The organism is Streptomyces sp. KLMMK, from assembly GCF_036961605.1.
Lineage (GTDB): Bacteria > Actinomycetota > Actinomycetes > Streptomycetales > Streptomycetaceae > Streptomyces > Streptomyces telluris.
Window position 1 is genome coordinate 102,122 of record NZ_JBAMDC010000001.1, and the last position, 26,531, is coordinate 128,652.

At 72.3% G+C, this 26,531-nt stretch carries 22 protein-coding genes; 13 read left to right on the forward strand and 9 right to left on the reverse strand.

Translation table 11 applies throughout. The annotated features are described in order from the left end of the window. Positions 1 to 77 precede the first annotated feature (77 nt). Positions 78 to 1,712 carry a serine/threonine-protein kinase gene (locus V7793_RS00465; protein ID WP_335580814.1) on the forward strand — a complete coding sequence of 545 codons (1,635 nt, stop codon included), beginning with the start codon at positions 78 to 80 and terminating at the stop codon, positions 1,710 to 1,712. Continuing rightward, positions 1,709 to 3,295 carry a serine/threonine-protein kinase gene (locus V7793_RS00470; protein WP_335580815.1) on the forward strand — a complete coding sequence of 529 codons (1,587 nt, stop codon included), beginning with the start codon at positions 1,709 to 1,711 and terminating at the stop codon, positions 3,293 to 3,295. The genes V7793_RS00465 and V7793_RS00470 overlap by 4 nt, the downstream gene beginning before the upstream one ends. Positions 3,296 to 3,358: 63 nt before the next feature. Here V7793_RS00470 and V7793_RS00475 read toward each other — a convergent pair whose 3' ends face one another. Next, positions 3,359 to 5,005: a flavin-containing monooxygenase gene (locus V7793_RS00475; RefSeq protein ID WP_335580816.1), complete on the reverse strand. Its 1,647-nt coding sequence runs from the start codon at positions 5,003 to 5,005 to the stop codon at positions 3,359 to 3,361. Between the two features lie 223 nt (positions 5,006 to 5,228). Then, entirely contained in the window at positions 5,229 to 5,831 is a 603-nt protein-coding gene (locus V7793_RS00480; protein WP_335580817.1) for a hypothetical protein, read from the reverse strand. A 436-nt stretch (positions 5,832 to 6,267) separates the two neighbouring features. Here V7793_RS00480 and rox point away from each other — a divergent pair, with 436 nt between their 5' ends. Both rox and V7793_RS00490 read left to right on the forward strand, forming a co-directional pair. Further along, positions 6,268 to 7,695: a rifampin monooxygenase gene (gene rox / locus V7793_RS00485; protein WP_335580818.1), complete on the forward strand. Its 1,428-nt coding sequence runs from the start codon at positions 6,268 to 6,270 to the stop codon at positions 7,693 to 7,695. Between the two features lie 87 nt (positions 7,696 to 7,782). After that, positions 7,783 to 8,412, forward strand: coding sequence for a hypothetical protein (locus V7793_RS00490; RefSeq protein ID WP_335580819.1), 630 nt, complete (start codon positions 7,783 to 7,785; stop codon positions 8,410 to 8,412). A gap of 114 nt (positions 8,413 to 8,526) precedes the next feature. Here V7793_RS00490 and V7793_RS00495 read toward each other — a convergent pair whose 3' ends face one another. Both V7793_RS00495 and V7793_RS00500 read right to left on the reverse strand, forming a co-directional pair. Then, the gene (locus tag V7793_RS00495; protein ID WP_335580820.1) at positions 8,527 to 8,904 is read right to left on the reverse strand and encodes a VOC family protein; all 378 of its coding nucleotides are present in this window, start codon (positions 8,902 to 8,904) and stop codon (positions 8,527 to 8,529) included. 91 nt (positions 8,905 to 8,995) lie between these two features. Then, a complete protein-coding gene (locus V7793_RS00500; protein WP_335580821.1) occupies positions 8,996 to 9,901 on the reverse strand; it encodes an MBL fold metallo-hydrolase in 906 nt (301 codons plus the stop codon). Positions 9,902 to 10,102: 201 nt separating this feature from the next. Here V7793_RS00500 and V7793_RS00505 point away from each other — a divergent pair, with 201 nt between their 5' ends. Then, a complete protein-coding gene (locus tag V7793_RS00505; RefSeq protein ID WP_335580822.1) occupies positions 10,103 to 10,933 on the forward strand; it encodes an alpha/beta fold hydrolase in 831 nt (276 codons plus the stop codon). A gap of 97 nt (positions 10,934 to 11,030) precedes the next feature. After that, on the forward strand, positions 11,031 to 11,603 hold the full coding sequence (locus V7793_RS00510) for a TetR/AcrR family transcriptional regulator (protein ID WP_335580823.1): 573 nt from the start codon (positions 11,031 to 11,033) through the stop codon (positions 11,601 to 11,603). Here the strand turns inward: V7793_RS00510 and V7793_RS00515 are convergent. Continuing rightward, entirely contained in the window at positions 11,549 to 12,583 is a 1,035-nt protein-coding gene (locus V7793_RS00515) for an MBL fold metallo-hydrolase (RefSeq protein WP_335580824.1), read from the reverse strand. The genes V7793_RS00510 and V7793_RS00515 overlap by 55 nt on opposite strands. 142 nt (positions 12,584 to 12,725) lie before the next feature. Here V7793_RS00515 and V7793_RS00520 point away from each other — a divergent pair, with 142 nt between their 5' ends. Then, entirely contained in the window at positions 12,726 to 12,935 is a 210-nt protein-coding gene (locus tag V7793_RS00520; protein ID WP_335580825.1) for a hypothetical protein, read from the forward strand. Next, entirely contained in the window at positions 12,922 to 14,361 is a 1,440-nt protein-coding gene (locus V7793_RS00525) for an amidase (protein ID WP_335580826.1), read from the forward strand. Before V7793_RS00520 ends, V7793_RS00525 begins: the two co-directional genes overlap by 14 nt. Positions 14,362 to 14,480: 119 nt before the next feature. Here the strand turns inward: V7793_RS00525 and V7793_RS00530 are convergent, their stop codons facing one another. Further along, positions 14,481 to 14,789 (reverse strand): hypothetical protein, encoded by a 309-nt coding sequence (locus V7793_RS00530; RefSeq protein WP_335580827.1) that lies wholly within the window; start codon positions 14,787 to 14,789, stop codon positions 14,481 to 14,483. 241 nt (positions 14,790 to 15,030) lie between these two features. Between V7793_RS00530 and V7793_RS00535 the strand changes: the two genes are divergently transcribed. The 5 genes from V7793_RS00535 to V7793_RS00555 all read left to right on the forward strand — a co-directional run bounded on the left by V7793_RS00535 (position 15,031) and on the right by V7793_RS00555 (position 21,287). Next, positions 15,031 to 15,900 carry a universal stress protein gene (locus tag V7793_RS00535; protein ID WP_335580828.1) on the forward strand — a complete coding sequence of 290 codons (870 nt, stop codon included), beginning with the start codon at positions 15,031 to 15,033 and terminating at the stop codon, positions 15,898 to 15,900. Positions 15,901 to 16,020: 120 nt separating this feature from the next. Continuing rightward, the gene (locus tag V7793_RS00540; RefSeq protein WP_335580829.1) at positions 16,021 to 16,551 is read left to right on the forward strand and encodes a hypothetical protein; all 531 of its coding nucleotides are present in this window, start codon (positions 16,021 to 16,023) and stop codon (positions 16,549 to 16,551) included. 299 nt (positions 16,552 to 16,850) lie between these two features. After that, on the forward strand, positions 16,851 to 16,976 hold the full coding sequence (locus V7793_RS00545) for a class III lanthipeptide (protein ID WP_335580830.1): 126 nt from the start codon (positions 16,851 to 16,853) through the stop codon (positions 16,974 to 16,976). Positions 16,977 to 17,076: 100 nt separating this feature from the next. Next, positions 17,077 to 19,770, forward strand: a complete 2,694-nt coding sequence (gene lanKC, locus V7793_RS00550) for a class III lanthionine synthetase LanKC (protein WP_335580831.1) — start codon at positions 17,077 to 17,079, stop codon at positions 19,768 to 19,770. After that, positions 19,767 to 21,287 (forward strand): ABC transporter ATP-binding protein, encoded by a 1,521-nt coding sequence (locus V7793_RS00555; RefSeq protein ID WP_335580832.1) that lies wholly within the window; start codon positions 19,767 to 19,769, stop codon positions 21,285 to 21,287. The genes lanKC and V7793_RS00555 overlap by 4 nt, the downstream gene beginning before the upstream one ends. Here the strand turns inward: V7793_RS00555 and V7793_RS00560 are convergent. From V7793_RS00560 to V7793_RS00570, 3 genes are all read right to left on the reverse strand, one after another. Then, the gene (locus V7793_RS00560; RefSeq protein WP_335580833.1) at positions 21,284 to 24,343 is read right to left on the reverse strand and encodes an AAA family ATPase; all 3,060 of its coding nucleotides are present in this window, start codon (positions 24,341 to 24,343) and stop codon (positions 21,284 to 21,286) included. The genes V7793_RS00555 and V7793_RS00560 overlap by 4 nt on opposite strands. A 111-nt stretch (positions 24,344 to 24,454) precedes the next feature. Beyond that, the gene (locus tag V7793_RS00565; protein ID WP_335580834.1) at positions 24,455 to 25,096 is read right to left on the reverse strand and encodes a response regulator transcription factor; all 642 of its coding nucleotides are present in this window, start codon (positions 25,094 to 25,096) and stop codon (positions 24,455 to 24,457) included. Beyond that, the gene (locus tag V7793_RS00570; protein WP_335580835.1) at positions 25,084 to 26,172 is read right to left on the reverse strand and encodes a sensor histidine kinase; all 1,089 of its coding nucleotides are present in this window, start codon (positions 26,170 to 26,172) and stop codon (positions 25,084 to 25,086) included. Before V7793_RS00570 ends, V7793_RS00565 begins: the two co-directional genes overlap by 13 nt. Positions 26,173 to 26,531 lie beyond the last annotated feature (359 nt).

The following is a 26,531-nucleotide window of genomic DNA, read 5'->3' on the forward strand; positions in this document are numbered from 1 at the left end:
GCCCGGGGGCCCCGCCCCCTCAAGAACCCCGCCCCGCCTTATGATCCCTACGCATTCAGGGGGAGGACGGATTCGGCATGCGGATGCTGGGAGTGGACGGACCGACGCACGTGGGGCCGTTCAGGACGGTCGGGGTGCTCGGGCAGGGCGGCATGGGGCAGGTGCTGCTCGGAGTGGCACCGGACGGCCGGTTCGTGGCCGTCAAACGGGTGCACGCCGATCTGGCGGAGGATCCCGGGTTCCGTTCACGGTTCCGGCGGGAGGTGGACGCGTCGCGACGGGTGTCCGGGGCCTACACCGCGCCGGTCGTCGATGCCGATCCGGACGCGCCGACGCCGTGGCTCGCCTCGCTCTTCCTGCCGGGGCCGTCGCTGAGCGAGGCGCTGGCGGCGGGCGGCGCGCTGCCCGAGGAGGCGGTACGGCTGCTCGCCGCCGGGCTCGCCCAGGCCCTCGCCGACATCCACCGGGCAGACCTCGTGCACCGGGACCTCAAACCGTCGAACGTGCTCCTGACCGAGGACGGCGTACGCGTCGTCGACTTCGGCATCGCCCGCGCGGCCGACCACCAGACGAAGCTGACCCACACGGGCGCGCTGATCGGCTCGCCCGCATTCATGGCGCCCGAGCAGGTCCGGGGCGAGCAGCCGGGCCCGGCCGGTGACGTGTTCTCCCTCGGCGTCACGCTCGTCATGGCCGGTACGGGCCGGACCCCGTTCGCCGGCAACTCGCCGCTCGCGCTCATGCACGCCGTCGCCCACGACGTCCCCGACCTGAGCTCCGTACCGCCCCGGCTGCGCCGGATCGTCGAGCCGTGCCTGGTCAAGGACCCGGCCGCGCGGCCGACTCCCGCGCAGCTCCTCGACCTGATCGGCCCGCTCGCCCCCACCGCGCGCCCCTGGCCGGAGGCGGTGTACCAGCAGGTCGCGGACCGCCGGGCCCGGGCGGCCCGGCTTGCGGCCACGGCAGGCTCTGCAGCCCCGCCCGCAGCTGCCGACTCCATACCCGTGCCCCTTCCCGCCACAGCCGGACCGATCCCCCCGACCACCGCTGCACCGCCGGCGAATCCCGCCCCGCGCCGCCGTCCCCGGTGGCTGATCGCCGCGATCGCGGCGGGCGTGACGCTGGTGACGGTGGCGGCCACGGTCCTGGCGGTCGGCCCGGACAACGTGTACTACGCGTTCGTTCCCGAGCCCGTGCCGACCCCCGGCTCGACCCCGCTCGCCCAGGTGCCGGACAAGTACACCAGGACGGTCCCCACCTGCGTGCAGGTCCGCCGCAGCATGAAGGCCCCGGACGGTTTCGGTGAGGCCACGGGCAACTTCCCCGACAGGGTGTGGGAGCAGTCCGACAGTGACGGACACACGCATCCGTCGACCGCCTGCGTCTGGCACACCCGCTCCGGCGACAAGATCGACGTCACCTGGGACCTCTACCGCTCCCGCGCGGGCGGTCCCACCGGCGCCGAGCAGGCGAAGAAGCGCTACGAGGGCATGTACATGCGCTCCAAGACCCCGCGTGACTCCGGTCTCGGCTTCGCGGAGGAGGGCATGTGGCTGAAGAACCCCAGCGACAGCAGTTGCCTGCTGTACGCCCGGGACGGCAACCTGTCCCTGTTCATCGCGGTCCAGGGCGTCCACTACCCGAAGGGCGCGTGCGAGGACCTCACGAAGGACATGGCCCGGCAGGCCGTCGCGGCGGTGAGGGCCCTGTGAGCACCTCCGCAAACGCACCGCACCCGCTGCCGGAGAAGGCCGGACCGTACCTCCTCCTCGCCGAGCTCGGCCGGGGCGGCATGGGGCGCGTCCTGCTCGGCGTCGCGCCGGACGGCCGGACGGCGGCGGTGAAGCTCGTCCACGCCCGGCACGCGGCCGACGACGGCTTCCGCTCACGTTTCCGGCGGGAGGTGGAGGCCTCGCGGAGAGTGTCCGGTGCGTACACGGCGGCCGTCCTCGACGCCGACGCGGACGCCGAGCTGCCCTGGCTCGCCTCGGTGTTCGTCGCCGGCCCCTCGCTGGGAGCGGCCGTGGAGCGCACGGGCGCGCTTCCCCCGGACGCCTTGCACCGCCTGGCGGTGGGCCTGGCGACGGCCCTGGACGAGATCCACCGCACCGGTCTCGTCCACCGCGACCTCAAACCCGAGAACGTCCTGCTCGCCGAGGACGGCGCCCGGGTCATCGACTTCGGCATCGCACGGGCGACGGAGACCGGGGACGCCACCGAACTCACCGGAACGGGATGGGTGGTCGGCTCACCGCCGTTCATGTCGCCCGAACAAGCGGAGGGCCGTGAGCTGACCGGTGCGAGCGACGTGTTCTCCCTCGGCTCGGTCCTCGTCCTGGCGGCGACCGGACGCAGCCCGTTCGCCGGACTTTCCGCCCTCCAGACGCTCTACAACCTCGTCCACACCGAACCGGACCTGAGCGGTGTCCCCCAGGCCCTCCACGGGATCGTGGTCCGCTGCCTGGCCAAGAACCCGGCCGGCCGGCCCACGCCGGCCGAGCTGCTCGCCCTCCTCGGCCCGGTGACCCCGGCGGCCCGGCCGTGGCCGCCCGCCGTGCACGGGATGGTCGACGAACAGCGGGCCCGGGTCCAAGGACTGCTCGACGGCGATCCCGAGCGCACTGCGGTCCTGTCCCGCGCCGACTCCACCGCCGTCCCACCGACGGCCGTGCTCACCACGTACGGCGCTCCCGCCTCTCCCCCACACTCCCGTCCCCGCCGCCGCCCCGTGGCGTGGGTGGCGGCAGGTGCGGTGCTCGCGGCGGGGCTCGGCGTGGGCGCGTACCTGCTCCTGCGCGATGACGACGACGGCGGCGGGCCGGCGGACAAGTACGTGACGATGCCGTTGTGTTCGGAGGCCGTTCCCAAGCTCCCCCTGCGGGAGGAGCGCAGGAAGGACAAGGACGTCTACCAGGAGAGGGCGGAGGAGGCGAGCACCGTGTGCTCCTGGCACGGCAAGGACCAGCCCCAGTCGGACGGCTGGAACGCCTTCCCCAGCGCGAGGGTCTCGTGGGACGTGTACCGCTCGGACCCCGACGAGAACGGCACGGGAGAAGCGCGGGAGCGATTCGCCGGCGGCGCGAAGGGCGAGCGCCGCGCGGATGGCCTCGGCCTCGGCGACGCCGCGTACTGGTCGGCGCCTCAGCCCGACGGGCAGACCTGCCAGCTCAACGTCCGCGACGGCAACCTCGTCGTGCACGTCTTCCTCGACGCTGCCAAGCACCCTGCCTGCGAGGCGCAGGCTCAGGACATCATGAAGGCTGCGCTGGCGGCCATGCCGCCGCGGGCGAGCTGATCAGGAGGAGCAGCTCGCCCGGGACGGCGAGTGGACCGGGGAGCGGACCGGAGAGCGGGCCCCTCAGTCAGCGGCGCCCGACAGGACGAAACCGCGGTACCCGTCCCGTGCGGCGGCGTCGCATTCCGCCCGGTAGCGGTCCGCGCCGCCCGTGTAGGCCAGGAACACCCGGGGCTTGCCCGGCACGTTCGCCCCCGTGTACCAGGAGGCGACGTCCGGGTAGAGGGTGCGGGAGGCGAGGTCGGCGACGTGGGCGCACCACTCCTCCTCCGCGCTCTCGGTGGCGTCGATCTCGGTGATGTCGTTCTTCCGCAGGTGGGCGATGCAGTCGGTGATCCACTCCACATGCTGTTCGATGGACACCACGGCATTGCTGAGCACCGAGGGGCTGAGGGGGCCGATGACGGTGAAGAGGTTCGGGAAGCCGGCCGAGAGCACGCCCAGGTGGTTGCGGGGGCCGTCGGCCCACTTCTCCCTGAGGGTGGTGCCGCCCCTGCCGACGATGTCCACGGCGACCTGGGATCCGGTCATGGCGTCGAAGCCGGTGGCGAAGACGATGACGTCGACGGCGTGTTCCCGGTCCGAGGTCCTGATGCCTCGTGGTGTGATCTCCACGATCGGCGTCTCGGTGAGGTCGACGACGTTCACGTGCGGCTCGTTGTAGGTGGCGTAGTAATTGGTATCCAGGCAGGGACGCTTGGTGCCGAAGGGGAAGGTGCGCGGCGAGAGCGTCTCGGCCGTGGCCGGGTCGGTGACGATCGAGCGGATCTTGGAGCGGACGAACTCGGCGACGGTCTCGTTGGCGGCCCGGTCGGCGAGGATGTCGGTGTAGGTGCGCAGAAGGCCGCTGAGCAGGCCCGTCTCCCAGCCCTTCTCATAGGTGGCCGTGCGCTCGGCCTCGTCCACTTCCAGGGCCGAGCGGGTCGGCAGCTCGAAGACGGTGCCTCCGCGGGAGCGGCGCTGGGCGGCGCGGAACTCCGGGTAGCGGGCCTTGAATTCGGCGTTCTCCGCTGCGGACAGCGGCCGGTTCAGGGCGGGCAGCGCGTAGACGGGCGTGCGCTGGAAGACCGTGAGTCCGGCGGCCTGTTCGGCGAGGAGCGGGATGGCCTGGACGCCGGAGCACCCGGTGCCGATCACGGCGACCCGTCTGCCGGTGAGGTCGACGCCCTCGTGCGGCCAGTCGGCGGTGTGCAGGGCCCGGCCGGCGAAGGTGCCGGCTCCGGGTATGTCCGGTTCCTTGACGGCCGACATGCAGCCTGTGGCCAGCACGACGAACCGGGTGGTGACCGTCTCCCCGCTGTCGGTGGTGACCTGCCAGACGTGGCCGCTCTCGTCGTACACCGCGCGGGTCACGCGGGTCTGCAGGGTGACGTCCTTGCGCAGGTCGAAGCGGTCGGCGACGTGATGGAGGTAGCGCAGGAGCTCCGGCTGCGTCGCGTACCGCTCGCTCCACTCCCACTCCTGGTCCAGTTCCGGGGAGAAGGAGAAGGAGTACGACGTGCTCTCGACGTCGCACCGGGCGCCGGGGTACCGGTTCCGGTACCACGTTCCGCCGATGTCCTCGCACGCTTCGAAGACGCGGGTGCGCAGGCCCAGTTCGCGCAGCCGGTACAGCTGGTAGAGGCCGGAGAAGCCGGCCCCGACGACGACGGCGTCCAGTTGCGGGGCGACGGGGGCGGACGGGGAGGGGGGCCGGGGGGCGGTGTGCATGCCGTTCTCCTGACAGGTCTCTCGTACCGGGGTCGTACGGGCGGACGCGCGCCGGTGCCGGGCGGCGGCCTCCGGCGCCCGCGGCCGACGGTCCCGGCCGGCGAGGCCGCCGGTGCCGGTGACCGGCTCCTTCACGTGCTTCCCGTGGCAGCACATCCTGGTTCACGCACCGGCGTTCCGGGAAGACCCGGGGTCGGGCCGGCGTCGCTCGCCGCTACGCCGTTCACCTCTCCGGCGCGGCCTTGTGGTGGGGCTTCCCCAGGCGCCAGGGCCGGTCGGTGTACGCGCCTGGTGCGAAGCGTTCGACCGCGGCGACGATGAGGTCGTGGTGCTCGCGCCGGCGCCGGGGCCGGAGCACGTTGCCCAGGGCGTAGTACGGCAGGGCCAGGGGTCGATCCAGCACGCGGTCCTTCCAGGGAAGGGTGGCGCCTGCACGCACGAGGAGCACCAGGACACCACGGTCAGGCGTGAACTGGACCGCGTCGAGGGCCGACCAGGCGAGGGTCTCGACGCGGTGCCGCTGCACCTTGCTGATGCCTGCCGCGTCGATCCGCAGCGCGGGCCACCGCCACGAGCGGAGGAACACCGGCAGGGTGAGCACTCCCCCGGCCACCGGCAACGGCGCATACTCGGCTACGCCGGGAAGCCCGGCGGTCTCCATGCCCGCGTCCGACAGCAGCTCGACTCCCAAGAACGTCACCGCTTCGAGCAGCGCAAGACCCGCCACCACCGTCAGAACGATGCCGAAGTGCCCCACCGCGCGCCGTACCCTCTCCGCGGGCAGCAGGAGCCCGCCGCCCCCTACGGGATCGGCAGGTGCAGACATCGGGAACCTCCCTTGAAGACCTGGCCAGGGCCCCTCCTCGGGCCCCGGTGCGGGTCGCATCGGCGAACCGGACGAGAGGATCGTACGTTCGATCACCGATCCCGCGCTGCGGGCGCCGACGACGGCAGTCCATGTCTGGTGAGGGAATTGCCCAATTGCCCACCTGCAGTGGACGACAAAAAGGCAAGGGGGAACACCCGCTCCTTGCCACTCTCAACTTATAGCGCACCAGGGGGCTTGCAGCAAGGCCCCGTTCGTACTGCACAATCATCAACCTCGGCCAGAGCCTGCGGAAATAACAGATCCACGACGTACGTGTGCTGTTGTCCACGTACGGGTCACGCGGCGTGGTGGTGCAGGACGGTGCGTCCGGCCCTGCCCGGCAGCCGGCCGAGATCTGACGTTGTTACATTTAAGTTTGTTCGATGGGGGATTCATGATTGACGTCATCGTGGTCGGCGGCGGCCCGACCGGCTTGATGCTGGCCGGCGAGCTGCGGCTGCACGGTGTGCACGTGGTCGTGCTGGAGAAGCTGGCGGAGCCGACCACGGAGTCCCGCGGGCGCGGTCTGCACGTGCGCAGCGTCGAGGTGATGGACCAGCGCGGCCTGCTGGAGCGGTTCCGCGAGGTCAGCGAGCCGTTCACGGTCGGCGGCCCGTTCGCCGCCTTCCCCACGCCGTGGCCGGAGCAGATGGACACCGCGCACCCGTACGGCCTCGCCATGCCGCAGCCGGTCACCGAGCGCGTGCTGGGCGAGCGTGCCGCCGAGCTCGGCACCGAGGTGCGGCGCGGCTGCGAGGTGGCCGGGCTGAGCCAGGACGAGGACGGGGTGACCGTCGAGCTGACGGACGGCACGCGGCTGCGCTCGCGCTACGTCGTCGGCTGTGACGGCGGCCGCAGCACGGTGCGCAAGCTGCTCGGCGTGGGCTTCCCCGGCGAGCCCCCCACGGTCGAGACGCTGCTGGGCGACATGGAGGTGACCGAGGACCCGGCGACGGTGACCGCCGTGGCGGCCGAGGTCAGCAAGACCCACGTGCGGTTCGGTGTCGTCCCCAACGCGGACGGGACGACGTACCGCGTCATCGTGCCCGCCGACGGTGTGGCCGAGGAGCGTGCCGCGCCGACCCTGGAGGAGTTCAAGCAGCGGCTTCGGGAGGTCGCGGGCAGCGACTTCGGCGTGCACTCGCCGCGCTGGCTCTCCCGGTTCGGCGACGCCACCCGGCAGGCCGAGCGCTACCGGGTGGGCCGGGTGCTACTGGCCGGCGACGCGGCGCACATCCACCCGCCGGTCGGTGGGCAGGGGCTCAACCTCGGCGTGCAGGACGCGTTCAACCTCGGCTGGAAGCTGGCCGCCGAGGTAAACGGCTGGGCACCGGAGGGGCTGCTGGACAGCTACCACGCCGAACGGCACCCGGTGGGCGCCCGCGTCGTGCTCAACACCCGGGCGCAGAGCGTGCTGCTGCGGACCGATGCGGGTGCGATGGCGCTGAAGGAGCTGTTCTCGGAGCTCCTGGAATTCGAGGTCGTGAACCGGTACGTGACCGAGATGATCACCGCGGTCGGGGTCCGCTACGACTTCGGCGAGGGCCACGAACTGCTCGGTCGGCGGATGCGGGACGTGCAGCTGAAGGAGGGCCGCCTCTACGAGCTGATGCGCGGCGGCCGCGGTCTGCTGCTCGACCGGACCGGCCTGCTCTCGGTGGAGGGCTGGGCGGACCGGGTCGACCACGTCGTCGACGTCAGCGAGGAACTGGACGTGCCCGCGGTGCTGCTGCGGCCGGACGGCCACGTGGCGTGGGCCGGTGAGGACCAGCAGGATCTGCTCGGCCACCTGCCGCGGTGGTTCGGCGCCGCCGCCGGCTGACGCGCGGCCGCGGGCCCCGGAGACGGGGCCCGCGGGGTTGCCGCCCCGGCGGACGATCCTCGCGGGTCGGCTGCCTATGCTGCGTCGGTGGCTGAAGTGGACATGAAGAAATCGCAGGGCGGGACGGTGGACAGGGGTTTGTACCTGCTGTTCACCCTCGTCGTGGTGGGGCTCGGCTGGATCATCGCCGCGGTCAACACCGGAATCTCGTACGTCGCACTGGGGACGGACCTGATCCCGATCGTCACCGGGCTCCTCGGGTGCGCGGTCTTCGCCCTCGCCCTGCGTCTCCTCCACTGCGCCTGGTGGCTCGCCTTCCTCTCCTTCCTGCCGGCGGTGCTCGTGCTCGTGGGCTCGGTGCAGTACGCGCCCGAGTCCACGCTCGACGAGCGCGGCGTCCGCGAGACCGTCCGCATCTCCGCCGACAGCGGATCGACTCACCGCTTCACTCTCACCGGCCGGTCGGGCGAGCTCAAGCAGACCCTGGACTACGACGGCGACCACCCGCAGTGGAAGGTGGGCGACCGGGTCGAGGTCATCAGCGACCCGAAGGGCGTCGTCCCGCTGGAAGCGGCCTCCGACGTCGACCCGGACGGGCAGTTCGCCGCTCTCGTCACGGGCGTCGCCGGGTGGACGGGCATGGCCCTGCTCGCCGGCCGGCGCGGATTCGTACGGCGTCGCGCGGGCCGGCGCCCCGCGTTCGAGGACTTCGACTGAGCCGGGCCCGGTGCCCGGCTCGCGGGCTTGAGGCCCCGCGCGGACGCCGGCCGCCGCGGGCCCCCGAAAGGCCGGCCTTTCCGAAAGGTCAGCCCTTTCGGCCCTTCCGGCCTTTCAGCCCTTCGACCGCTCCGCCGCGCTGCGTTCGACGCAGAACTCGTTGCCCTCGGGGTCGTGGAGCGTCACCCAGCCCGAGCCGTCGGCCCTGCGGTGGTCGCCCTGCATCACGGCGCCGAGGGACAGCAGGCGCTCGACCTCTTCGTCCCGGCTGCGGTCCTGGGGCTGAAGATCGAGGTGTACACGGTTCTTCACCGTCTTGCGGTCATCGACCGTGACGAAGAGCAGCGAAACCGCCGCGCTCGTGACAGTGGCCTCCGGGTCTCCGGGGTAGTCGTCGTCAGCGAGGGAGCCGTCCAGGGCGGCGGCCCAGAACGTCGCCAGAGCGTAGGGGTCGGCGGAGTCGATGGTGACGTGGCGTATCAAGGAGCTCATGCCCGCAACCTGATCACGAATCCCCCATGCCGTCCAGCCCCGCCCGGGGCCTCCTCGCACCGGCGGAAGCGGCCGGCTGCCGGCGGTCGTTTCACCAGCGCACGGCGGCGAAGTCGATGGGACGGGGCCGGAGTTCACCGACGCGGGCGGCCAGGTCCCGAAGCCGTCGGGCCATGGCTTCGGCCGGGAGGCGCCGGCGGTCGCCGTGGCCCGGCAGGACCCACTCGAAGCGCAGCCGTCCGGCCGTCCGGGCCAGCGACGCGGCCAGTTCCTCGATCGAGTACCAGGTGACGCTGTGGGCCACTTCCAGATCCGCCGTGGTGCGCGACCAGTAGAAGCTGTCGCCGCTGAAGCAGTACCGGTCGTCGGCGAGGTACAGCACACTGCCGCGCGTGTGCCCGGGCAGCGGGTGCGCGGTCACTCCGTCGGCGATGCAGGCCGGCTCGGTGCCGCGCAGGATCCGGTCGGCGTCCGGGGCCGCGTCCAGGTCGCCCTCGTGGATCCACAGCCGGGCGCCGAAGTGGTCGGCGTAGCGCCGGCCGTGCGCGGCGTGGTCCCGGTGGGTGAGGAGGACGTCGGTGACGGGGCCGAGTCCGGCGTGGCGCGCGGCGAGCACCGGGCTCCAGCGCGGGGTGTCCACCATCATCAGGGAGCCGTCGGGGCGCCGCAGGAGGTAGGAGTTGGCTCCCGCGGTGTGCGGGGAGTTGTGGCCGCAGAGATACACGGCGCCGACGTCGGTGCCGGTGCCGTCCAGGGCCATGGGGAAGGGGTCCGACGACGCGTCGAGGCGGCGGGTCGCGGGGCGGATGGACCGGGTGGGGCAGGCGTGTGCCGCGGCGCCGAGTTGCGCCGTCTCGGACGGGTTCCGTGGCTGCCGGAGGAGGACCGACCGGCCTTCGGCCTCGCCGACCAGGTCCGGAGCGAGCTGCCGGGCGACGTCGCAGTTCGTGCAGCGCTCGTCGATGTACCAGCCGCTTTCCAAGGACTTCTCGTGCACCGCGTGCCTCCCCGTTTCCCGTGCGACCGGTCCGGCGGCCGCCCTCCTTCATGGGTACTCCAGGCGTCACCGGAAGGGGAAGACGGACCGAATCTTGTTCTTGCGGAGCACTTCTGATCTGAAGAGCCCGGTTGGCGGCTTTTCCGGGGTATTGCCCGGCACCCCGGCGACGGTGCACTCTGAAGCCCTATGAAGACAGGCATGATGACCGCGCCCGGGGCCGAGATCTACTACGAAGTACGCGGATCGGGCCCACCCCTTCTCCTCATCAACGGCGGTGACGGTGACGCGGCCATGTTCGGCCCGCTGGCCGACACCCTGGCGACGGACCACACCGTCATCACCTACGACCCCCGCGGCAACTCCCGCAGCCGCTTCACCGGCTCCCCCGCCCCGCAGTGGATCGAAGAGCACGCCCGCGACGCCCACTTGCTGCTGGACACGGTGGCCGCCGGCGAACCGGCGTACGTCTTCGGCACCAGCTACGGCGGCATGGTCGGCATGGACCTCCTGGTCCGGCACCCCGGCCGGGTACGGGCGCTGGTCGCGCACGAGCCGTTCGTGATCGACCTGCTCCCCGACGCGGACGAGTGGCACGCGCTCTGCCAGGAGGTGTACGAGCTCTACGAACAGGCCGGCACCGACGTCGCGATGCAGAGGTTCAGTGCGGCGATCGGCGTGGAGGGGCCTCCTCCGGCGTCGGCGTCGGGCCTCCCCGCCCCGGTCCGGGAGATGCTGGCGCGCCTCCACGCCAACATGGAGACGTGCCTGGCATACGAACTGCGCTCGTTCACCCGCTTCCGGCCCGACGTCGACGCGCTGCGGACGGCACCGTTCGCCCTGGCAGCCGGCGGCGAGGGGCCCAAGACGCTCATGCACCGCGTCACGCGGACCCTGGCGGAGCACACCGGCAGCGACGTCACCGACTTCCCGGGCGGACACGTGGGCTTCCTGACGCATCCGGGCGACTTCGCGGCGGCCCTGCGCACGGCGCTGGGTGCGGCAGCGGGCACGGCGGCACCAGGGCACTGAGCCGCGCGGCGGGGCGGCGGCACACCTCGTCGCCCCACCGCCGGTACCTTCGGATCCCGTACAGACTGATGCAAGAAATTTGCTTTAAGCTGGCCGTATGAGTCGCAAGCCGATGGTTCGCCCCGGGGGCCGCAGCGCACGGGTCCAGCAGGCGGTCCACACCGCCGTCCGCGAACTCCAGGCCGAGGTGGGGCGCGCAGAACTGACCATTCCGCTGCTCGCGGCCCGCGCCGGAGTCACCCCCTCGACGATCTACCGACGCTGGGGCGACCTGCAGGAACTGCTCTCGGACGTTGCCGTCGAGCACCTGCGTCCGGACACTCTCCCGGAGGACCGCGGCCGCCTGCTGGACGACCTGCGGAGCTGGGCCGAGCAGTTCCTGGAGGAGATGGCGTCCCCGGCGGGACGTGCCTACATCCGCGACGCCCTGCTGGGAGACCCCGACGGCGACAACGCGGGGCAGTGCTCGGACTACGCGGCGGGCCAGATCGGCACCATGCTTGCCCGGGCCGCGGAGCGCGGCGAGGACGCCCCCGACGCCGAGACCGTCCTCGACCGGGTCGTGGCACCGATGATGTACCGCATCCTGTTCCGCCCGGACGGCCTCACCCCCGCCTACGCCCGCCGTCTCGCCCAGGAGGCCGTGGAGGGCTTCGGCGCAGCCCGCTGATCCGCCGCCGACGCGACCGCACGCCTGGTGGGAGCCCCTCGGACCGCGCCGGGCCGGACGTGGCCGGTCACGGCTTCGAGCCGGTAGGCGTCGCCGTCGCCGACCACGCGCCCTGCGGTCGGCGAGGGGAAGTGCGTGCCGAGGACGAGGGCACCCGTGCCGGCGAGCCGGGCAAGGAGCGATCGGCGGGTCGCCTCGGCCTGCACGGGGTCGATGTCGACGCAGCTGCCGATCTCCGGGTGCGCCAGCTGGACGGGGTGGTGGATGCAGTCGCCGGTAATGAGGGCCGTCGCACCCGCACTGCTCACCTGCACGGCGACATGCCCGGGGGTGTGCCCCGGAGCGGGTATCAGGCGCAGGCCGCCTGCCACGTCGACGCCTTCGTCCGGCACGTCGATCAGGTCGAGCAGCCCCGCCTCCTCGACCGGGAGGACGGAGTCCTCGAACATGCCGCGCCGCGCGGCGTCCATGTCGTACGCGGCCCAGAAGTCGTATTCCGTCTTCGCCGTGAGGTAGCGGGCGTTGGGGAACGTCGGCACCCACGCGCCGCCGGCCTGCCGGGTGTTCCATCCGACGTGGTCGGTGTGCAGGTGGGTGAGCACGACCAGGTCGACGTTCCCGGGGGTGAATCCGGCGGCCGCGAGGCGCGCGAGGTAGTCCGTGCGGAGGTCGTGCCAGGCAGGGTTCGCCCTCGTCTTGCCGTTGCCGATCCCGGTGTCGACGAGGACGCGCAGTCCGTCCACGACCAGCGCGAAGCTGTGACTGTCGAGGCGCAGGACGCCGTCCGCGCCGGCGAAGTCGGGCTGCAGCCAGTCGTGTCCGGCGACCACGTCCGCCGTGGCGGCCGGCAGCAGCCACGGTCCGGTCGGGGGCGGCAGCGGGATCTCGTCGATGCGGTGGACCGCGATCTCCCCGACGGTCCAGTGGGCCGCGGAGGCGCCGGAGGGCGGGGTCTGCCCGGCGAGCCGTGCTGTGCGCATGCGTGTGCTTCCCTTCCCGCGGCCCAAAGGGGGCCGGGATGACGGACCTTCGCAATAAAAGCTATGAGTTTGCTTTAAGCGACCGTAGGCCCTACCGTCCACTAACGCAAGCTGTTAGCTTTAGCGCTCAGGAAGGCACCGCATGTCCTTCACCGACCTCACTCCCCCCGAAGCCGCCCGCTGGGCCGCACGATCGGGGCTCCCGCTGGTGCGGGAGCGCCACGCGGGAGTGGCCGCCACCGCCGACCACATCCATTCCGTCGTCTCCGTCCTGCGCGAGCTGGACTTCGGCGACACACCGCCGTCCGCCGCATACCGCGCGGGATGGGAGCAGCACGATGCAGCCGCATGAGCAGCACAAGCCCGACGAGTCGAACGAGCCCTACGAACTGACCCTGGCCGACGCGGCCGAGGCCGTACGCACCCGGCGGATCTCGCCGGTCGAGCTGGTGGACTCGGTGCTGGAGCGCATCGAGCAGGTCGAGCCGCGCCTGGGGGCCTTCACCACGGTGACGGCGGACCACGCTCGGGAGGCGGCGCGAAAGGCGGAGGCCGAGATCGCCGGCGGTGCGCCGAGAGGTCCGCTGCACGGCGTACCCGCCGGCTTGAAGGACCTCATCGACGTGGCCGGGATGCCCACCACGGCGAGTTCCCGGGTGCGGGCCCGTCACCGGGCGGAGAGCGACAGCACGGTCGCCGCACGCCTCGCCTCGGCCGGTGCGGTGTTCGTCGGCAAGACCCACACGCACGAATTCGCCTACGGTCTGACCACTCCTCAGACCGCCAACGCCTGGGCCCGGAAGCGGGTTGCCGGCGGCTCCAGCGGCGGTTCGGCCGTCGCCGTGGCGGCGGGGGCTGCCACCTTCGCCCTGGGCACCGACACCGGAGGGTCGATCCGGGTGCCCGCCGCGCTGAACGGAGTCGTCGGCCTGAAGCCGACGTACGGACTGGTGCCCCGGTACGGCGTGACCTCGCTGGCCTGGTCGCTCGACCATGTCGGTCCCCTCGCGCGCACGGTGGAGGACGCGGCGCTGGTCCTCGCCGCCCTGGTCGGACACGACCCGCGCGACCCCGCGTCCGTCGCGGCTCCGCCCATGGACCACCGGCTGGACCACCGGCCGGGCGCCGAAGCGGATCTGACAGGGCTTCGGGTCGGCGTGCCGGGCAACTATTACTTCGACCGGGTGGACCCTCAGGTCGAAGCCTCCGTACGCCGCGCGATCGGCCGGCTGGAGGAACTCGGCGCCCGGCTCGTCGAGGTCGAGATCCCGATGGCGCGCTACATCCGGCCGACCCAGTGGGGCCTGATGGTGCCCGAGGCCTCCGCCTATCACGAGCGGACGCTGCGGGCGGTCCCCGACCTGTACGGGGCCGACGTCCGCGTGCTCCTGGAGGCGGGCGAGCTCATGACCGCCGGGGACTACCTCCGGGCCCAGCGCGCCCGCACCCTGATGCAGCAGGACTGGAAGGAGATGCTGGAGACGGTCGACGTCATCGCCGCACCGACCGTGCCGCTCACCGCCGTGGAGTCCGGCCGGCCGACCGTGACCTGGGGCGACGGGAGCGTGGAGAGCGTCTCCGACGCCTATGTGCGCCTGTCGGCCCCCGCCAACATCACCGGCGTCCCCTCCCTGACCCTGCCGGTCGGCCGGGACGCGGCGGGCATGCCGATCGGCATGCAGCTGATGGGGCGCCCCTTCGGCGAGGCCACGGTGCTCCGTGCGGGGCACGCCTACGAACGGACCGTCCCCGCCCTCGGCCTGGCCCCGGCCGCGTAGCGCACGCCTCGGCGCACGCACCGCCGCGCCCTACGACTTCTGGCATCGTGCGGCCCGGGCCGCACGTCCCTCCAGGCGTCACCCGGAGGGCACGGCGTCGTACCGGACGTTCCGTTCTGCTAAGCGCGGTAGTACAGATGCCACTGGTAGTCGTACTGGCCGGGGTGCCTCTCCTCGCGCTTGCAGCGGTACTCACGCCACTTGTTGTCCTTCTTGCCCTGCTCGCCGGCCTTCTTGCAGGCCGCCTCGTCGTCGTACCAGGCGCCCGGCTTCCAGTCGGCCTGCGCCTCCTCGCTCGGGGCGCTGCTCGCCGGGGGCGGTGACTCGTCCGACGCAGCCGCGACGGCCGCCCCCGCCGTGCCGGCGAACAGCAGTCCCGCGGTGGCCACCGCCACCGCCGGAGCGAGGCGGAAGTTCCTCGATTTCACGGGTTTCCCTCTCTCGTTTTCGGCCTTCGCCCTGATGGTGGGCTCGGAACCGCGGCCTCGGAAGCCGGTGGCCCGGGCGTGCGGAAGTGGGGTTCCCCGCACTGCCTGCGCGGGCGGGTACGAACCTCACGCGGCGTGAGGAGGCGGGGGTCGCCGGGCGTCCCTGTGACGCAATCGCCGATGAAGCAGGATCATGGAAGGGAAGGAGCCGAACCCCTTTCGGTGCGAGGCGGTGGGAGCGATGGATTTTCCTCTGGTCGTCGGTGTCGACGGCTCCGACGGCAGCCTCGTGGCGCTCGACTGGGCGGTGGAGGAAGCCGCTCGCTTCGGGCTTTCCTTGCGCGTCGTCCACGCCTCGCTGTGGGAGCGCTACGAAGGGCCCGTGCCGTCGTTCAATGATGAACGGCCCGCCGACGGGCTCATGGCTGAGCGGGTCATCGCCGCCGCCCGGCAGCGCGCCGGGCAGCTGCGCCCGGACGTGAAGGTCGATGCCGTGACGGTGCCGAGCGACGCAGCGGATGCGCTCGTGGGCGAGTCACGGAAGGCGGCCGCGCTGGTCACCGGTTCCTCGGGGCGGGGAGTGCTCAGAGGAATGCTGCTGGGGTCGGTGAGTCTGGCCGTGGCGGGCCGCGCACACTGCCCGGTCACGGTCGTGCGCGGAGAGGAGCGCAACATCCGCGGCACGGCTCACAAGGTCGTCGTCGGCGTCGAGGAAGGGGAGGAGGCGGCCGGCGCCGTGCGCTTCGCCCTGCGCGAGGCCGAAGGGCGGGGGTGCGAGGTCGAGGCCGTACGGGCCTGGCGCGCGCCGCAGCAGCCCACGGACCCGCTCATGGTCCTGGACGACAGCGCACGCGTCTACGCCGAGCAGGCCACCGATGTCCTGGAGGAGGTGCTCGACGCGGCGCAGAGTGCGTACCCCCAGGTCACGATCCGGCGCACGGTCGTCGAAGGACCCGCCCACAAGGCGCTGCTCCACCCGTCGGCCGACGCCGGCCTGCTGGTGCTGGGCGCCTCCCGGCGGCAGGACCACCGGGGGCTGCACCTCGGCCGGGTCAGCCACACGGCGCTGCACCACGCGGCCTGCCCCGTCGCCATCGTCCCGCACGGGTGAGCGAATCTTCATGCTTTGTCGTGAATAGCGGATGACCGAGGCTTGCATCGGCCGGTCCGGGCAGGTGTGCAGTACACGCGCCTTGCGCGTGGTACCGCCTACTGCGGAGGGAAACGGACCATGGCAACCGATCCCGCTACCGGACTCCAAGGAATCGACCCCGGCGTCTGGGACCAACTGGCCCGGGCCATCAACGAACGGAAGAAGGACGACGAGCCCGGCACCACCGCCGAGGAGGTGAAACAGCACTTCATCTCCGAGGCCCGGCGCTTCGAGGCCGAGGGCGTCGAGCCGCCCACGATCATCAAGTCGGTGACCGGCGAGGCCGACAGGTGGGAGCCCTGGGAGTTCCAGGTCATCGGCCCCATCAGCATCTACGGCGGCATCGAGTTCAGCGGCGGCAGCGAGTGGACCGTGCGCGCCGAGGTGGGGATCAAGCTCTCCGGCAAGGTGATCTGGTCGGAAGGCTTCCACCTCACCTCCAAGATGAACAGCGTCAGCTGGGAGAAGAGCCTGGGCGTCGTCTGGGGCAAGCTCACCGTGGGCATCTTCGGCGACAACAAGTGCCTGAAGGTGACGGGCGAGGGCTGCTACTGGTGGGTCAAGTGGCGCTGCGCGGGCTTCGACGAGACGCTCGGGTGTTTCGGCTGACGGACATCGTCACTCACCCCCTGAAGAGCACTGGGTGGAGGGGTTCTCCTGCTCCGGCAGGAGAACCCCTCCACCTGTCTTGCAACCCCCTCCACCTACCTGCGCAGGCGTGGTGACCACCACCATTCACCCCACCGGGAAGGCGGGCACTCCGTGGGGGCACGGGCCGGGATTATGCGCGGGCAGCACCCATGTACGGGTGACGCGGATGGCGTTGAGTGAGGCGTGCCGATCGGCCGGTACGGACCCGATGTCAGCCGCGCGTCCCGCGCACTCGCCCCTCGGAGGAGGTGATCCGGATGAGCGTCCTCAAGCTGCAGAACATGGAGGCCCGCACCACGCAGAGCGCTGCTGCCACCGTCAGCCTGACGAGCAGCGGCAGCAACTGCTGCAGGTCCATGGAAGACCCGGGTAACCCGGAGTGACCTGATGGATCCGTGCGGGGGCCTGCCGGGCCTCCGCACGGATCCCGCCGTTCCCAGCGGCCGCTGCGCCCGCGGCCCTCGCACGATCACAGAGGCTGACATGCGCAACGAACGATGGGTCAACCGCTTCCTGTTCGCCTGGAACAACACGCTGTTCTTCGACCCGCTCGACGTCTCCTACGAGCCGAGCGCGGACCACTTCCTCGCCGGGTTCGACGAGAGGACGCGGACGCGGTTCGTCCGCAGCGGCATCTGGTGGAGTCACCGGCACCACCCGGACCTGCCGGCACAAGGCTGGAAGATCCACGTGTCGTCGGGCCACCGCCACGTGCACGAGGTCGCCGCCTCGGTGATCGGGTACCTGACGGAGCACGCGGTCGACTTCAAGATCGCTCTCGACCTCAACGTCTTCGAGATGCTCAACTCCAAGGCCGTCTCCCGGGGCAGCGGCGGCAAGCTCGTCACCGTCTACCCGCGCGATGACGACGAGTTCAGGGCGTGCCTGGCCGGCCTGGCCCGCCTCCTGGAGGGCAGGGAGGGGGCCTACGTCCTGTCGGACCTGCGCTACCGGGACTGCAAGGCGCTCTACTTCCGCTACGGCCAGTTCCTCGACACCCACACCGTCGACGTCCTCGGGCGGCGCCTGCCACGGATCCTCGGACCGGACGGCCTCGTACCGGACGACCGGCGCCCGGGGTACGCCCGGCCGGACTGGGCGCCCTGGCCGTTCGACGACTGGAAGCCCGCCGACGGGGAGGATGACGGGGACGGCCTGCTCGGCGGCCGCTTCCGGGTGACCGGAGCACTCCAGTTCTCCAACAGCGGCGGCGTGTACACCGCCGAGGACACGGAGAACGACGACCGGCCGGTGGTGCTCAAGGAAGCCCGCCCGTACACCAACCCCAACCCCCGCCAGGACCACGACGCGGTGGACATCCTCGACCGCGAGTGGATGTTCCTGAACCGGCTGGCCGACGTCGGTGCGTTCCCCGCTCCGGTCGCGAAGTTCCGCCATTGGGAGCACCACTACATCGCCGAGGAGTTCATCGACCGCACCGACATGCGCTCGGTGCTGCTCGAACACAACCCTCTCGCGCGACCGGGCTTCGACGTCGAGCGGTCGCGCGCGTACCTGCGGATCTTCCTCGCCGTCTTCCGCGGGCTGGCGCGCGCGATCCGGGCTGCGCACGACCGTGGTGTGGTCCTTGCCGACTTCACCGCCGCGAACCTGCTCATCGACCCGGACACCCACGAGGTGACCATCGTCGACCTGGAGGCCTGCCGGCTGACCGGCACCGATACCGGCGAAGCAGACCTGAGCAAGCCCGTCGAGCTGTACACACCGGGGTTCAGCCTCTCCCGCAACCGCTTCAAGGCGTACGGGCCGGAAGGCGACCGGTACGCCCTGGCGTCCACCATGGCGTACTTCGTCTTCCCGATCGCGGCGATGTCGTACCTGCGCGAGGACGTCCTCGACCTGTACCGGATCTTCATCACCGAGGGTCTGGGCTGGCCGGAGCGGGTTCACCGGCTGATCACCGACCTCGCCCGCAACCGCATCGGCCTCACCGGCGTGCTGGAGGCGCTGGAGGACGAGGCGGACCTGCTCCGCCGGGTCGAGGCCGCACCGCCGCGGCCGGTCGTCGAGGAGCGGCTCGGGCTGGTGGACGCGGAGGCGGGGGTGGCCGCGTTCGTCGAGGCCGCCGCCGACCCCGGCCGGGACACCCTCTTCCCCGTGGACCCCTTCGCCCACGTCACCAACCCGCTGAGCCTCGGTTTCGGTGCGAGCGGCGTCCTGTGGGCGCTGAACGCCTCCGGCATCACGATCCGGCCCGCATGGCACGACTGGCTGAGCGACGAGCTGGCGGGCATCGACGTGGCGCGGTACCCGGACGGCCTCATGAACGGCCTGTCCGGCATCGCCTGGGCCGCCGGCTCGCTCGGACTCGGCACGCACGCCAGGGAGCTGCTGGCCCAGGCCAACCGGCGCGCGGTGGAGAAGGGCGACCACACCTTCTACTACGGCCTCGCCGGGGTGGGGATGACGAACCTCCGGTTCTTCCTGCACGGCCGGGACCCTCACGACCTGGCCGCGGCGCAGGAGTGCGCGCTCGTGCTCTGCGACACGGCGCAGCGTGACGGCGGGCGCGCCCACTGGCTGAACGCATTCTCCGCCGAGGGGCCGCTGACCGGCCTGGGCTTCGGGCAGGCGGGTGTCGCGATGTTCCTGCTGCGCATGCACCAGGTCACGGGAGAGGAGCACTACCTGCGGCTCGGGCGGGAGGCGCTCGCCTGGGAGATGGCCCACGCGAAGCCCATCGACGGTGACGCCGACGGCCCGGTCATGTTCGAGCACGAAGGGACCATGGAGCCGTACGTCGAGGTGGGATCCGCGGGCGTGGCGCAGGTGCTGCTGCGCTACGGGGACCACGCCGCGGCACGCACCGTCCTGCGCGGCCTGGACGTCAGGTACGCGATCCTCCCCGGGTACGGCTTCGGCATGAGCGGGATCGCCGACGCCCTGCTGGACGCGGCGGAGTTCACCGGCGACCCCTCGTACCGCGTTACGGCGCTGCGGCAGCTCAACTTCGTCCGGAAGGTCTTCCTCTTCGAGCCTTCCGAACGCTTCGCGCTGCCGCGCGAGGACGGCCGGACCCTTCTGGCCCTTCCCGGCGAGGGGCTGCTGCGCTGCTCCACCGACTACCTGACCGGCTCGGCGGGCGTGCTGCGGGTGCTCCACCGCGTGAACACCGGGGGCACGGCCGACTTCCTGCTGGACGAGGTCGGGCGGTGAAGCAGCTCTGGCGCACCCTGCGGGGGCACCGCGCTCCGTACGTGGTGATCCTCGTCGCCGAGGCCGGCATGAGCGGGCTCGAGGCCCTGCTGCACCCGCTGCTGCTGAAGGCCCTGTTCGACCAGGCGATCCTGACCGCCGACTTCCGGCGGTTCCTCGTCCTCGGCTCGGCCTACCTCCTGCTGGGGCTGACCCTCAACGGCACCGGGTACTGGATCGCCTGCCGCCGCAAGCGGTTCGAGAACGCGTTCGTGCTGGTGCTGGAGACGGAGCTGCTGGGCCGCACGCTCGGCCTGGACGGCCGGAAGGTGTCGGAGGCAGGGAACGCCTCGTACGTCAGCCGCATCCACAACGACGTCTCCCAGGGCGTCCTGCCTGCTGTCGACGTCTCCCTGCGCATCGCGCGCCAGGCGGTCACGTCGGTCGTCCTCCTGGGTGTGCTGGTGTACCTGTCCTGGCAGGCCGGCCTCGTCCTGCTGGTGATCGTGCCGCCGCTGGTGCTCGTCAGCAACCGGCTGGGCAAGCGGATCGAGAAGAACACCGGGCCCGAACGCGAGGCGGAGGCGCGGTACGTCAACGTGCTGACCCGGACGCTGGAGGCGTTCCCCGCGCTGCGCGGCCTGCCGTCGCTGCTGCCGGGCACCCGCGCGGCGAACCAGGAGGCGTTGCGCGGATTCCTCGGCATCACCTTCGTCAACTTCCGCTTGTCCCAGAGACAGCGCACCCTCAGCGACCTGGTCATGAACCTGTCGGACACCGCGTCGATGGTCGTCGGAGCCTTCTTCGTCTTCTCCGGGAGGATGTCGTTCGGCAGCTTCCTCGCCTTCGTGAACTCGCTGTGGCGGGCGGTGACCGGGATGTTCGACCTCGTCAACATGATCCCGCAGGTCCGCCGGAGCACCGCCGTCCTCAAGCGGATCGAGTCGCTGCGGGACGCCCGGGAGCGTCCGTACCACGGCGAAGGAGCCCTGGTGCGGATCCGCGGCGTCCGGGTCGGGTACGGCGACGGGGCCGCGGTGTCGATCGACGGCTTCGAGCTGCGCGCCGGCGAGCACGTACTGCTCCGCGGGCCCAACGGCTGCGGAAAGACCACGCTCCTGCACCTCGTCTCCGGGACGCTCGCCCCCGACGCCGGGTCGGTCACCCTGCCGCCCCGGGTGGCGAGCCTGACCGCACCGGTGAGCCTCCCCCCGCTGCCGGTGCGCGACCTGGTACCCGACGCACGGCTGCGCACCGCGATGGATCTGGACGGGCCGGCCGACCAGCTGCCCTCGGAACTGTCCTCCGGCCAGCGCCAGCGGCTCGGGGTCGCCGCGCTCCTGTGCGAGGACGCGGACGCCTACCTCGCCGACGAGCCGTTCGCGAACCTCGACGAGCAGGGCAAGGAGCTGGTGTTCCGCATGCTGCGCGAGCGGACCGAAGGGCGCGCCCTGCTCGTCGTGCACCACGGGGACGAGGAACTCGACGGCCGCTTCGATCGCGTGGTGACCTTGGCCGGGGCCGCCGCGCTCCCCTAGGTCTGTCCGGCCGGCACGCCTTGCGGAACCAGGTCGCGGGTGGCGCTGGCGAACGCCCTGCGGTTCGGGTGGCCGGTCTTCTGGAGGAGGCTCGACACGTGCTTCTCGACGGTGCGCGGCGAGATGTGCAGCCGTCCGGCGATGTCCTTGTTGGCGATCCGTTCGGCGACCAGCCGGGCCACCTCGAACTCGCGGACGGTGATGCCGCAGCGGCGCAGTTCCGGCGGCACCTGCTCCGTACCCGTACGCCGCTGCCGGACCGATGCGCCCATCCCGCGCAGCAGGGCCCGGCTCGCACCGGCGACCGCCCGGAGGCCGGCGCCGTGGAAGTACTCCTCCGCCTCGCGCAGCCACTCGACCGGCGTGCCCCAGCCGTCCTCGTACGCCGCCTGCGCGACCAGGCGCAGACACAGGCGGCGCGCCATCGGGTAGGGCGCGGCCGCCTCCAGGGCCTTGCCCGCGGCGGCCGCCGCCTCGTCGCAGCGGCCTTCCCGGCCGAGCAGCACGGCGTGGGCCAGTCCGGAGAACTGGTGGTTCCAGCGGGTTCCGCCGATGCCCGCCCCGGCGGCTTCGGCGCAGTGCCGCCCGCCCATGCGTCCGGCCAGGACGCCGAGCAGCAGGATGACGCCGTGCTTGCCGAACTCGCCGGTCGCGGGGTTCTCCGCGTCGTAGGCGAGAGCCTGCGCGAACTCCTGCCCGGCTGCGTCGTGCCGCTCTTCCAGCAGCGAGCAGAACGCCCTCGCCAGCCCGTACGACATCGCCCGCACGCCCGGCGCGGCGTCGACGAGCGGAGCAAGCCGCTCCAGCGCCTCCTCCATGTCGGCGCGCCGGCCCTGGTGAGCGCACTGTACGGCGTCGGCGAGCCGCAGGACGGCCAGCGAGCCGGCCAGTCCCCGCCGTTCCGCATCGGCCGCCCCCTCGCGGATCCGGTCCCGGGCCGCCTTGAACTCGCAGCGCCGGATCCGCTCCAGCGCGAGGACGAAGCCGGCTTCGTGCGCCAGCGGTCGCAGCCCCATCTGCAGGGCCTGCTGCCGGGTCTGCTCGACACGGGCCGGCCGGCCGTCGAGACTTGCCGCGGCAACGGCCAGGTACACCTCGGCGGACATGCGGTGCACGGGGAGCCGGTGAGCGAGGGCGATCGCACGAGCCTGTACGAAGTGGGCCGTCGCCAGCCGCTCGTCCCGTTCCCGGGCCAGCTGCCCGAGCAGCAGCAGCGTCGTGCACGCCCGGTCCGGCAGGCCGGCGCGCCGGGCGGTGTCCAGGGCCCGGTGGGTCAACCGGGCGGCGGTGTGGAGCCGGTCGGGGGCCGGCCGGCTCAGCTCTACGCGGGCTCCGGCGATGTCCACGAGGGTGGCGTGGTCATCGGTCGGGCGGCTCCCGAGCAGCCTCCGGGCGGTTTCCAGGTGCCGCAGGGCTTCCGCGGGACGGCCCCTCAGGGCGGCGATGCCGCTCAGGCGCGCGTGGAGCGCGGCGCGGCGCCGGGCGGGTACGGCGTGCTCGCCACCGGCGACGCCGGCGCTGTCCTGGTCATGGCCGTCGTGAACGTCGCCGTCCAAGGTGTCCGGGACGCAGTCCGGTGCGGGCAGCAGGTCGAATCGCGCCGAGCAGGCGACGGCGTCCAGCAGCTGCTCCAGCACCGTGGCGCGCACTTCGGGTGCGGCGCCGGGCCCGAGATGGCGATGGGCGCGGGCCAGCAGCACCCCCGCCCGTTCCACCGATCCCTCGCGCATCGCCCGCCCCGCCGCCTCGCAGTACAGGCGGGCGGCCTCACAGGTGTCGCCGGCGTGCTCGTGCAGCCGGGCGGCGTGTGCGCACCAGGCTCCGGGGAGCCCTGGGTGGAGCGCGGTCAGCGCGTGCACCGCCCGCCGCGCGTACCCGGCACGCTCACCCGGTCCGAGGCCGTCCAGCAGGGCCTCGGCCGCCGCCTGGTAGCGGAAGGCGTACCACTGCGTGTCCGCGCCGTCCGGTGTGATCAGGCACGACGCGACCGCGGCGCGCAGGATCGCGGACAGCTCCCCGTGGTCGCGGCCGGTCGCGTGCTCCAGCACCGGCAGCGGGAAGCGCCCGCCGAACAGGGCCGCCGTGCTGAGGAACTCCACTCCGAGCGGGCCGAGCTTCCCGGCCCGGCGTCTGACGTCGTCCGCCACGGCGGAAGGGACGGGCGGCGTACAGGTGGCGCCGGGGGCGGGGCCGCCGGCGAGGTCGTGGACGAGCTCCTTGACCACGAACGGGACCCCGGCGCTGCCGGCCACGGCGCGCTCGAGGAGTTGGGGACAGACGTCGGCCGGGGCCATGCCCAGCTCGGTCGCGACGAGCAGGTGCACGTCGGGGCGGCTGAGCGGACGCAGGTCGAGAACCTCCGCGGCCCCGCGCCGGCGCGCCCGCGCGGCCAGGTCGGCCGCCGCGCAGGGTCCGCGCCCCGCGACGAGCAGGAGTACGGCCGGCTGGTGGCCGATGTGGTCCAGGAGGTATTCGACGACCGCCAGCGTCCCGGCGTCGGCGTCGTGCAGGTCGTCGAGGACGAGCAGGCAGCCTCTCTGTCCTCCGACGGCGCCGAGCAGGCGCAGCATCGTTTCGGCGACCATGATGGGCGACGCCGCGCCGGGGCCCGTGCCGGGGGCGGTGCCGTCCCGGGGGTCGCCCAGCAACCGGGACAGGACCGGCCCGTAGCCGCCCAGCTCGTCCGGGTCCGGCAACAGGCCGGCGCGGGCCAGCAGGAGCAGTGCTTCGACCAGGGGCCGGTACGGGACGGGCGAGCCCACCGTGGCGGCCCGTCCCCGTACCGTGATCATGTCGGCCCCGGCTGCCGCGGCGAGGGCCTCGGCAGCGAGCCGGGTCTTGCCGACGCCGGGCTCGCCGGTGACGACGAGCGCGCCGCCCCGCCCGGACCGGGCGGCGGCCAGCAGGGCCGCGACCCTTCCCATCTCGGTTGCGCGGCCGACGAGTTCCCCTCGCCTCGTGTGCGGACCGCCTTCCGGTTCCACGGCGGTACAGGCAGTGCGGGCAGTACAGGCCGTACAAGCGTCGTCCGGCAACGCCGGCCAGCATTCGGACACCGGCTCGTCCCCCTCCCGGCGGGCCGTCCGAGGCGCCGCCCGGGGATGACGTTATGGAGGGCGCGAGCACCTCTGAAGCCGTCTGTTTGGGGGGCTTGCGCCGGGTGGTGGTCAGCCCCCTTCGAGGCTGTCCTCCCGCACCCGCCGGGCGAGGTCGAGCTTGGTGTACGTGGGGCGGCCCGCCTGCTGGTACTTGGCCTTGACCCGGTCCAGGTAGTCCTTGGCGGTGTGGATCGTGATGCCCGCGCGCCGGGCTGCGGACTTGAGGGTCATTCCGGAGGCGTAGTCGAGCAGGATCTGCCGTTCCCGGGGCGAAAGCCGGGGGCGGGCGGGGCTGTTGTCGTAGGCGCAGGCGAAGGCGAGTTCCGCGGAGTGGGCGCTACGGCCCTCCGCGAGGTCCTTGACGGCGGCGACGAGCGTCGGCAGGTCGTGGTCCTTGGTCAGGTAGCCGTCGGCCCCGGCCCGGATCGACTCGATGATCGCGGAGCGGTCCGGCACCGTGCTGATCATCAGGACGCGGCTCCCGGGGCGCAGGAGCCGCCGGATGTTGTCGACGGGGGCGGAAGCGTCGCGCAGGAGGAGGTCGAGGAGGACGACGTCGGCCGGGGTGTACCCCGGCGTGCGGAGGAGCTCCCCGACGGTGGCCGCGGTCGCCACGAGCCGCAGCTCCGGTACCCGGCCCAGCCACGCCCGCAGGCCGTCCAGGAGCATCCGGTCGTCGTCGACGACCGCGACCGTGATCACCCGGGCCATCTCAGCTCCACGCGCACGCCCTCGCCGGGGGCGGTGTCCACGACGGCGCGGCCCCCCACCTCCGCCATCCGGCCGTGGACCGAACCGCTCAGCCCGAGGCCGGGCTCGTACCGCTCGAGGTCGAATCCGGGCCCCCGGTCGACCACGGTGACGACGGCTCCCCCTCCCCCGTCCGGGTCCCCGGTCGCGGTGAGGTAGGCGTGTCCGGTGCCCGCATGCCGCCGTACGTTGTTGAGCGCCTCCCGCACGGCGTCGCCGAGGGCGGCGGCGACCTCGGGCGGCACCTGCGGCAGGTCGTGGTACTGGGCGGTGACGCGCAGCTGAAGGCTCTCGACGGAGCCGACCGCCTCCTCCAGTGCCGTACCGATCTCCCGGTGGTGGACCTCGTCGGCGGTCTGCTGGATCAGCCGGCGCAGGTACGCGGCCTCGCGGGCGCAACGTTTCCTCACCTCGGGGGCGTTGGCGTCGATCCCGCCGGCCGCCAGGGTGGTGAGCGTGGCGAGGACGGTGTCGTGCAGCGCCCGGTGGTGTTCCAGCCGCTCGGCGTAGCGCGCCTTGTGCGCCTCGGCCGCCAGCGCGCGGGCGTTGGCCTCGTCGAGGAGATGCCCTTGGCGGCGCAGGTACCACCTGAAGGCCCAGGTCAGTATCGCCGACGACACCAGCGAGTTGAGATGGCCGACGATCACTGCGGGGCTCGCGTCCACCGCCTGGTAGCCGATGAGGTGGGTCACCACGAGCAGCGCGACCACGGTGAGGGCTTGGAGTCGTTCGAGGGCGATGGCCGCGACGGCGCTCGCCGACCCGCCGAGCAGCATCGCCCAGCCGATCGTGGCGGGCTCGCGCACCCCGCCCCAGGCGCACAGGGCCAGGGGCAGCACGCATCCGGTCACGATGACGTCCGCCCAGATGTGCCGCCGGTCGAACCAACCGCGGCGCAGAGCCGTGCCGTAGACGAGCACGCTGACGCCCAGGGCCACGGCGAATCCCACGTACTGCAGGGGCAGGTGCGACCGGCGTTGGACGACGGCGAGGACACCGACGGTCAGATGACTCGCCCGGTAGAGCAAGGTGGCCACGATCATGAAGGATTGGGCCCGCTGCAAACCCGACCCCACCCCGGTCGTCCCCTGCCGCCGCAGTACTCGCATGCGCCGTATCGGTAAGGACAGCACTGCCAAGACCACACCCCCCGTAGCGGTGGCACCGCGGGACCCCGGAGCCGTCCCGCGCGGAACGAGGTGGGGCCGCTCAGCCCGCAATTGCCAGTGACATCGGGCATCTTGCCGCAGCAGGTGCACACCAAGAAGGCGCCGGCATGACTGCTCACGGGCTTGGCCGAGTCACTACCTCTGCTGGCCGGAAAGTACTCCGGCTTGTCGCCCGGCGATGCTTGACGCCTCAACCAGCCGGAAGCCCGGCCCTGTTACGAGCATTA

Bases quoted from the DNA above. Each gene is read 5' to 3' on its own strand.
- rox (WP_335580818.1), top strand. From the start codon at position 6,268: ATGATTGACGTCATCGTGGTCGGCGGCGGCCCGACCGGCTTGATGCTG.
- V7793_RS00505 (WP_335580822.1), top strand. From the start codon at position 10,103: ATGATGACCGCGCCCGGGGCCGAGATCTACTACGAAGTACGCGGATCG.
- V7793_RS00475 (WP_335580816.1), bottom strand. From the start codon at position 5,005: ATGCACACCGCCCCCCGGCCCCCCTCCCCGTCCGCCCCCGTCGCCCCG.
- V7793_RS00565 (WP_335580834.1), bottom strand. From the start codon at position 25,096: ATGGCCCGGGTGATCACGGTCGCGGTCGTCGACGACGACCGGATGCTC.
- V7793_RS00465 (WP_335580814.1), top strand. From the start codon at position 78: ATGCGGATGCTGGGAGTGGACGGACCGACGCACGTGGGGCCGTTCAGG.
- V7793_RS00495 (WP_335580820.1), bottom strand. From the start codon at position 8,904: ATGAGCTCCTTGATACGCCACGTCACCATCGACTCCGCCGACCCCTAC.
- V7793_RS00510 (WP_335580823.1), top strand. From the start codon at position 11,031: ATGAGTCGCAAGCCGATGGTTCGCCCCGGGGGCCGCAGCGCACGGGTC.
- V7793_RS00515 (WP_335580824.1), bottom strand. From the start codon at position 12,583: ATGCGCACAGCACGGCTCGCCGGGCAGACCCCGCCCTCCGGCGCCTCC.
- V7793_RS00545 (WP_335580830.1), top strand. From the start codon at position 16,851: ATGAGCGTCCTCAAGCTGCAGAACATGGAGGCCCGCACCACGCAGAGC.
- V7793_RS00480 (WP_335580817.1), bottom strand. From the start codon at position 5,831: ATGTCTGCACCTGCCGATCCCGTAGGGGGCGGCGGGCTCCTGCTGCCC.
- V7793_RS00520 (WP_335580825.1), top strand. From the start codon at position 12,726: ATGTCCTTCACCGACCTCACTCCCCCCGAAGCCGCCCGCTGGGCCGCA.
- V7793_RS00540 (WP_335580829.1), top strand. From the start codon at position 16,021: ATGGCAACCGATCCCGCTACCGGACTCCAAGGAATCGACCCCGGCGTC.
- V7793_RS00525 (WP_335580826.1), top strand. From the start codon at position 12,922: ATGCAGCCGCATGAGCAGCACAAGCCCGACGAGTCGAACGAGCCCTAC.
- V7793_RS00535 (WP_335580828.1), top strand. From the start codon at position 15,031: ATGGATTTTCCTCTGGTCGTCGGTGTCGACGGCTCCGACGGCAGCCTC.
- lanKC (WP_335580831.1), top strand. From the start codon at position 17,077: ATGCGCAACGAACGATGGGTCAACCGCTTCCTGTTCGCCTGGAACAAC.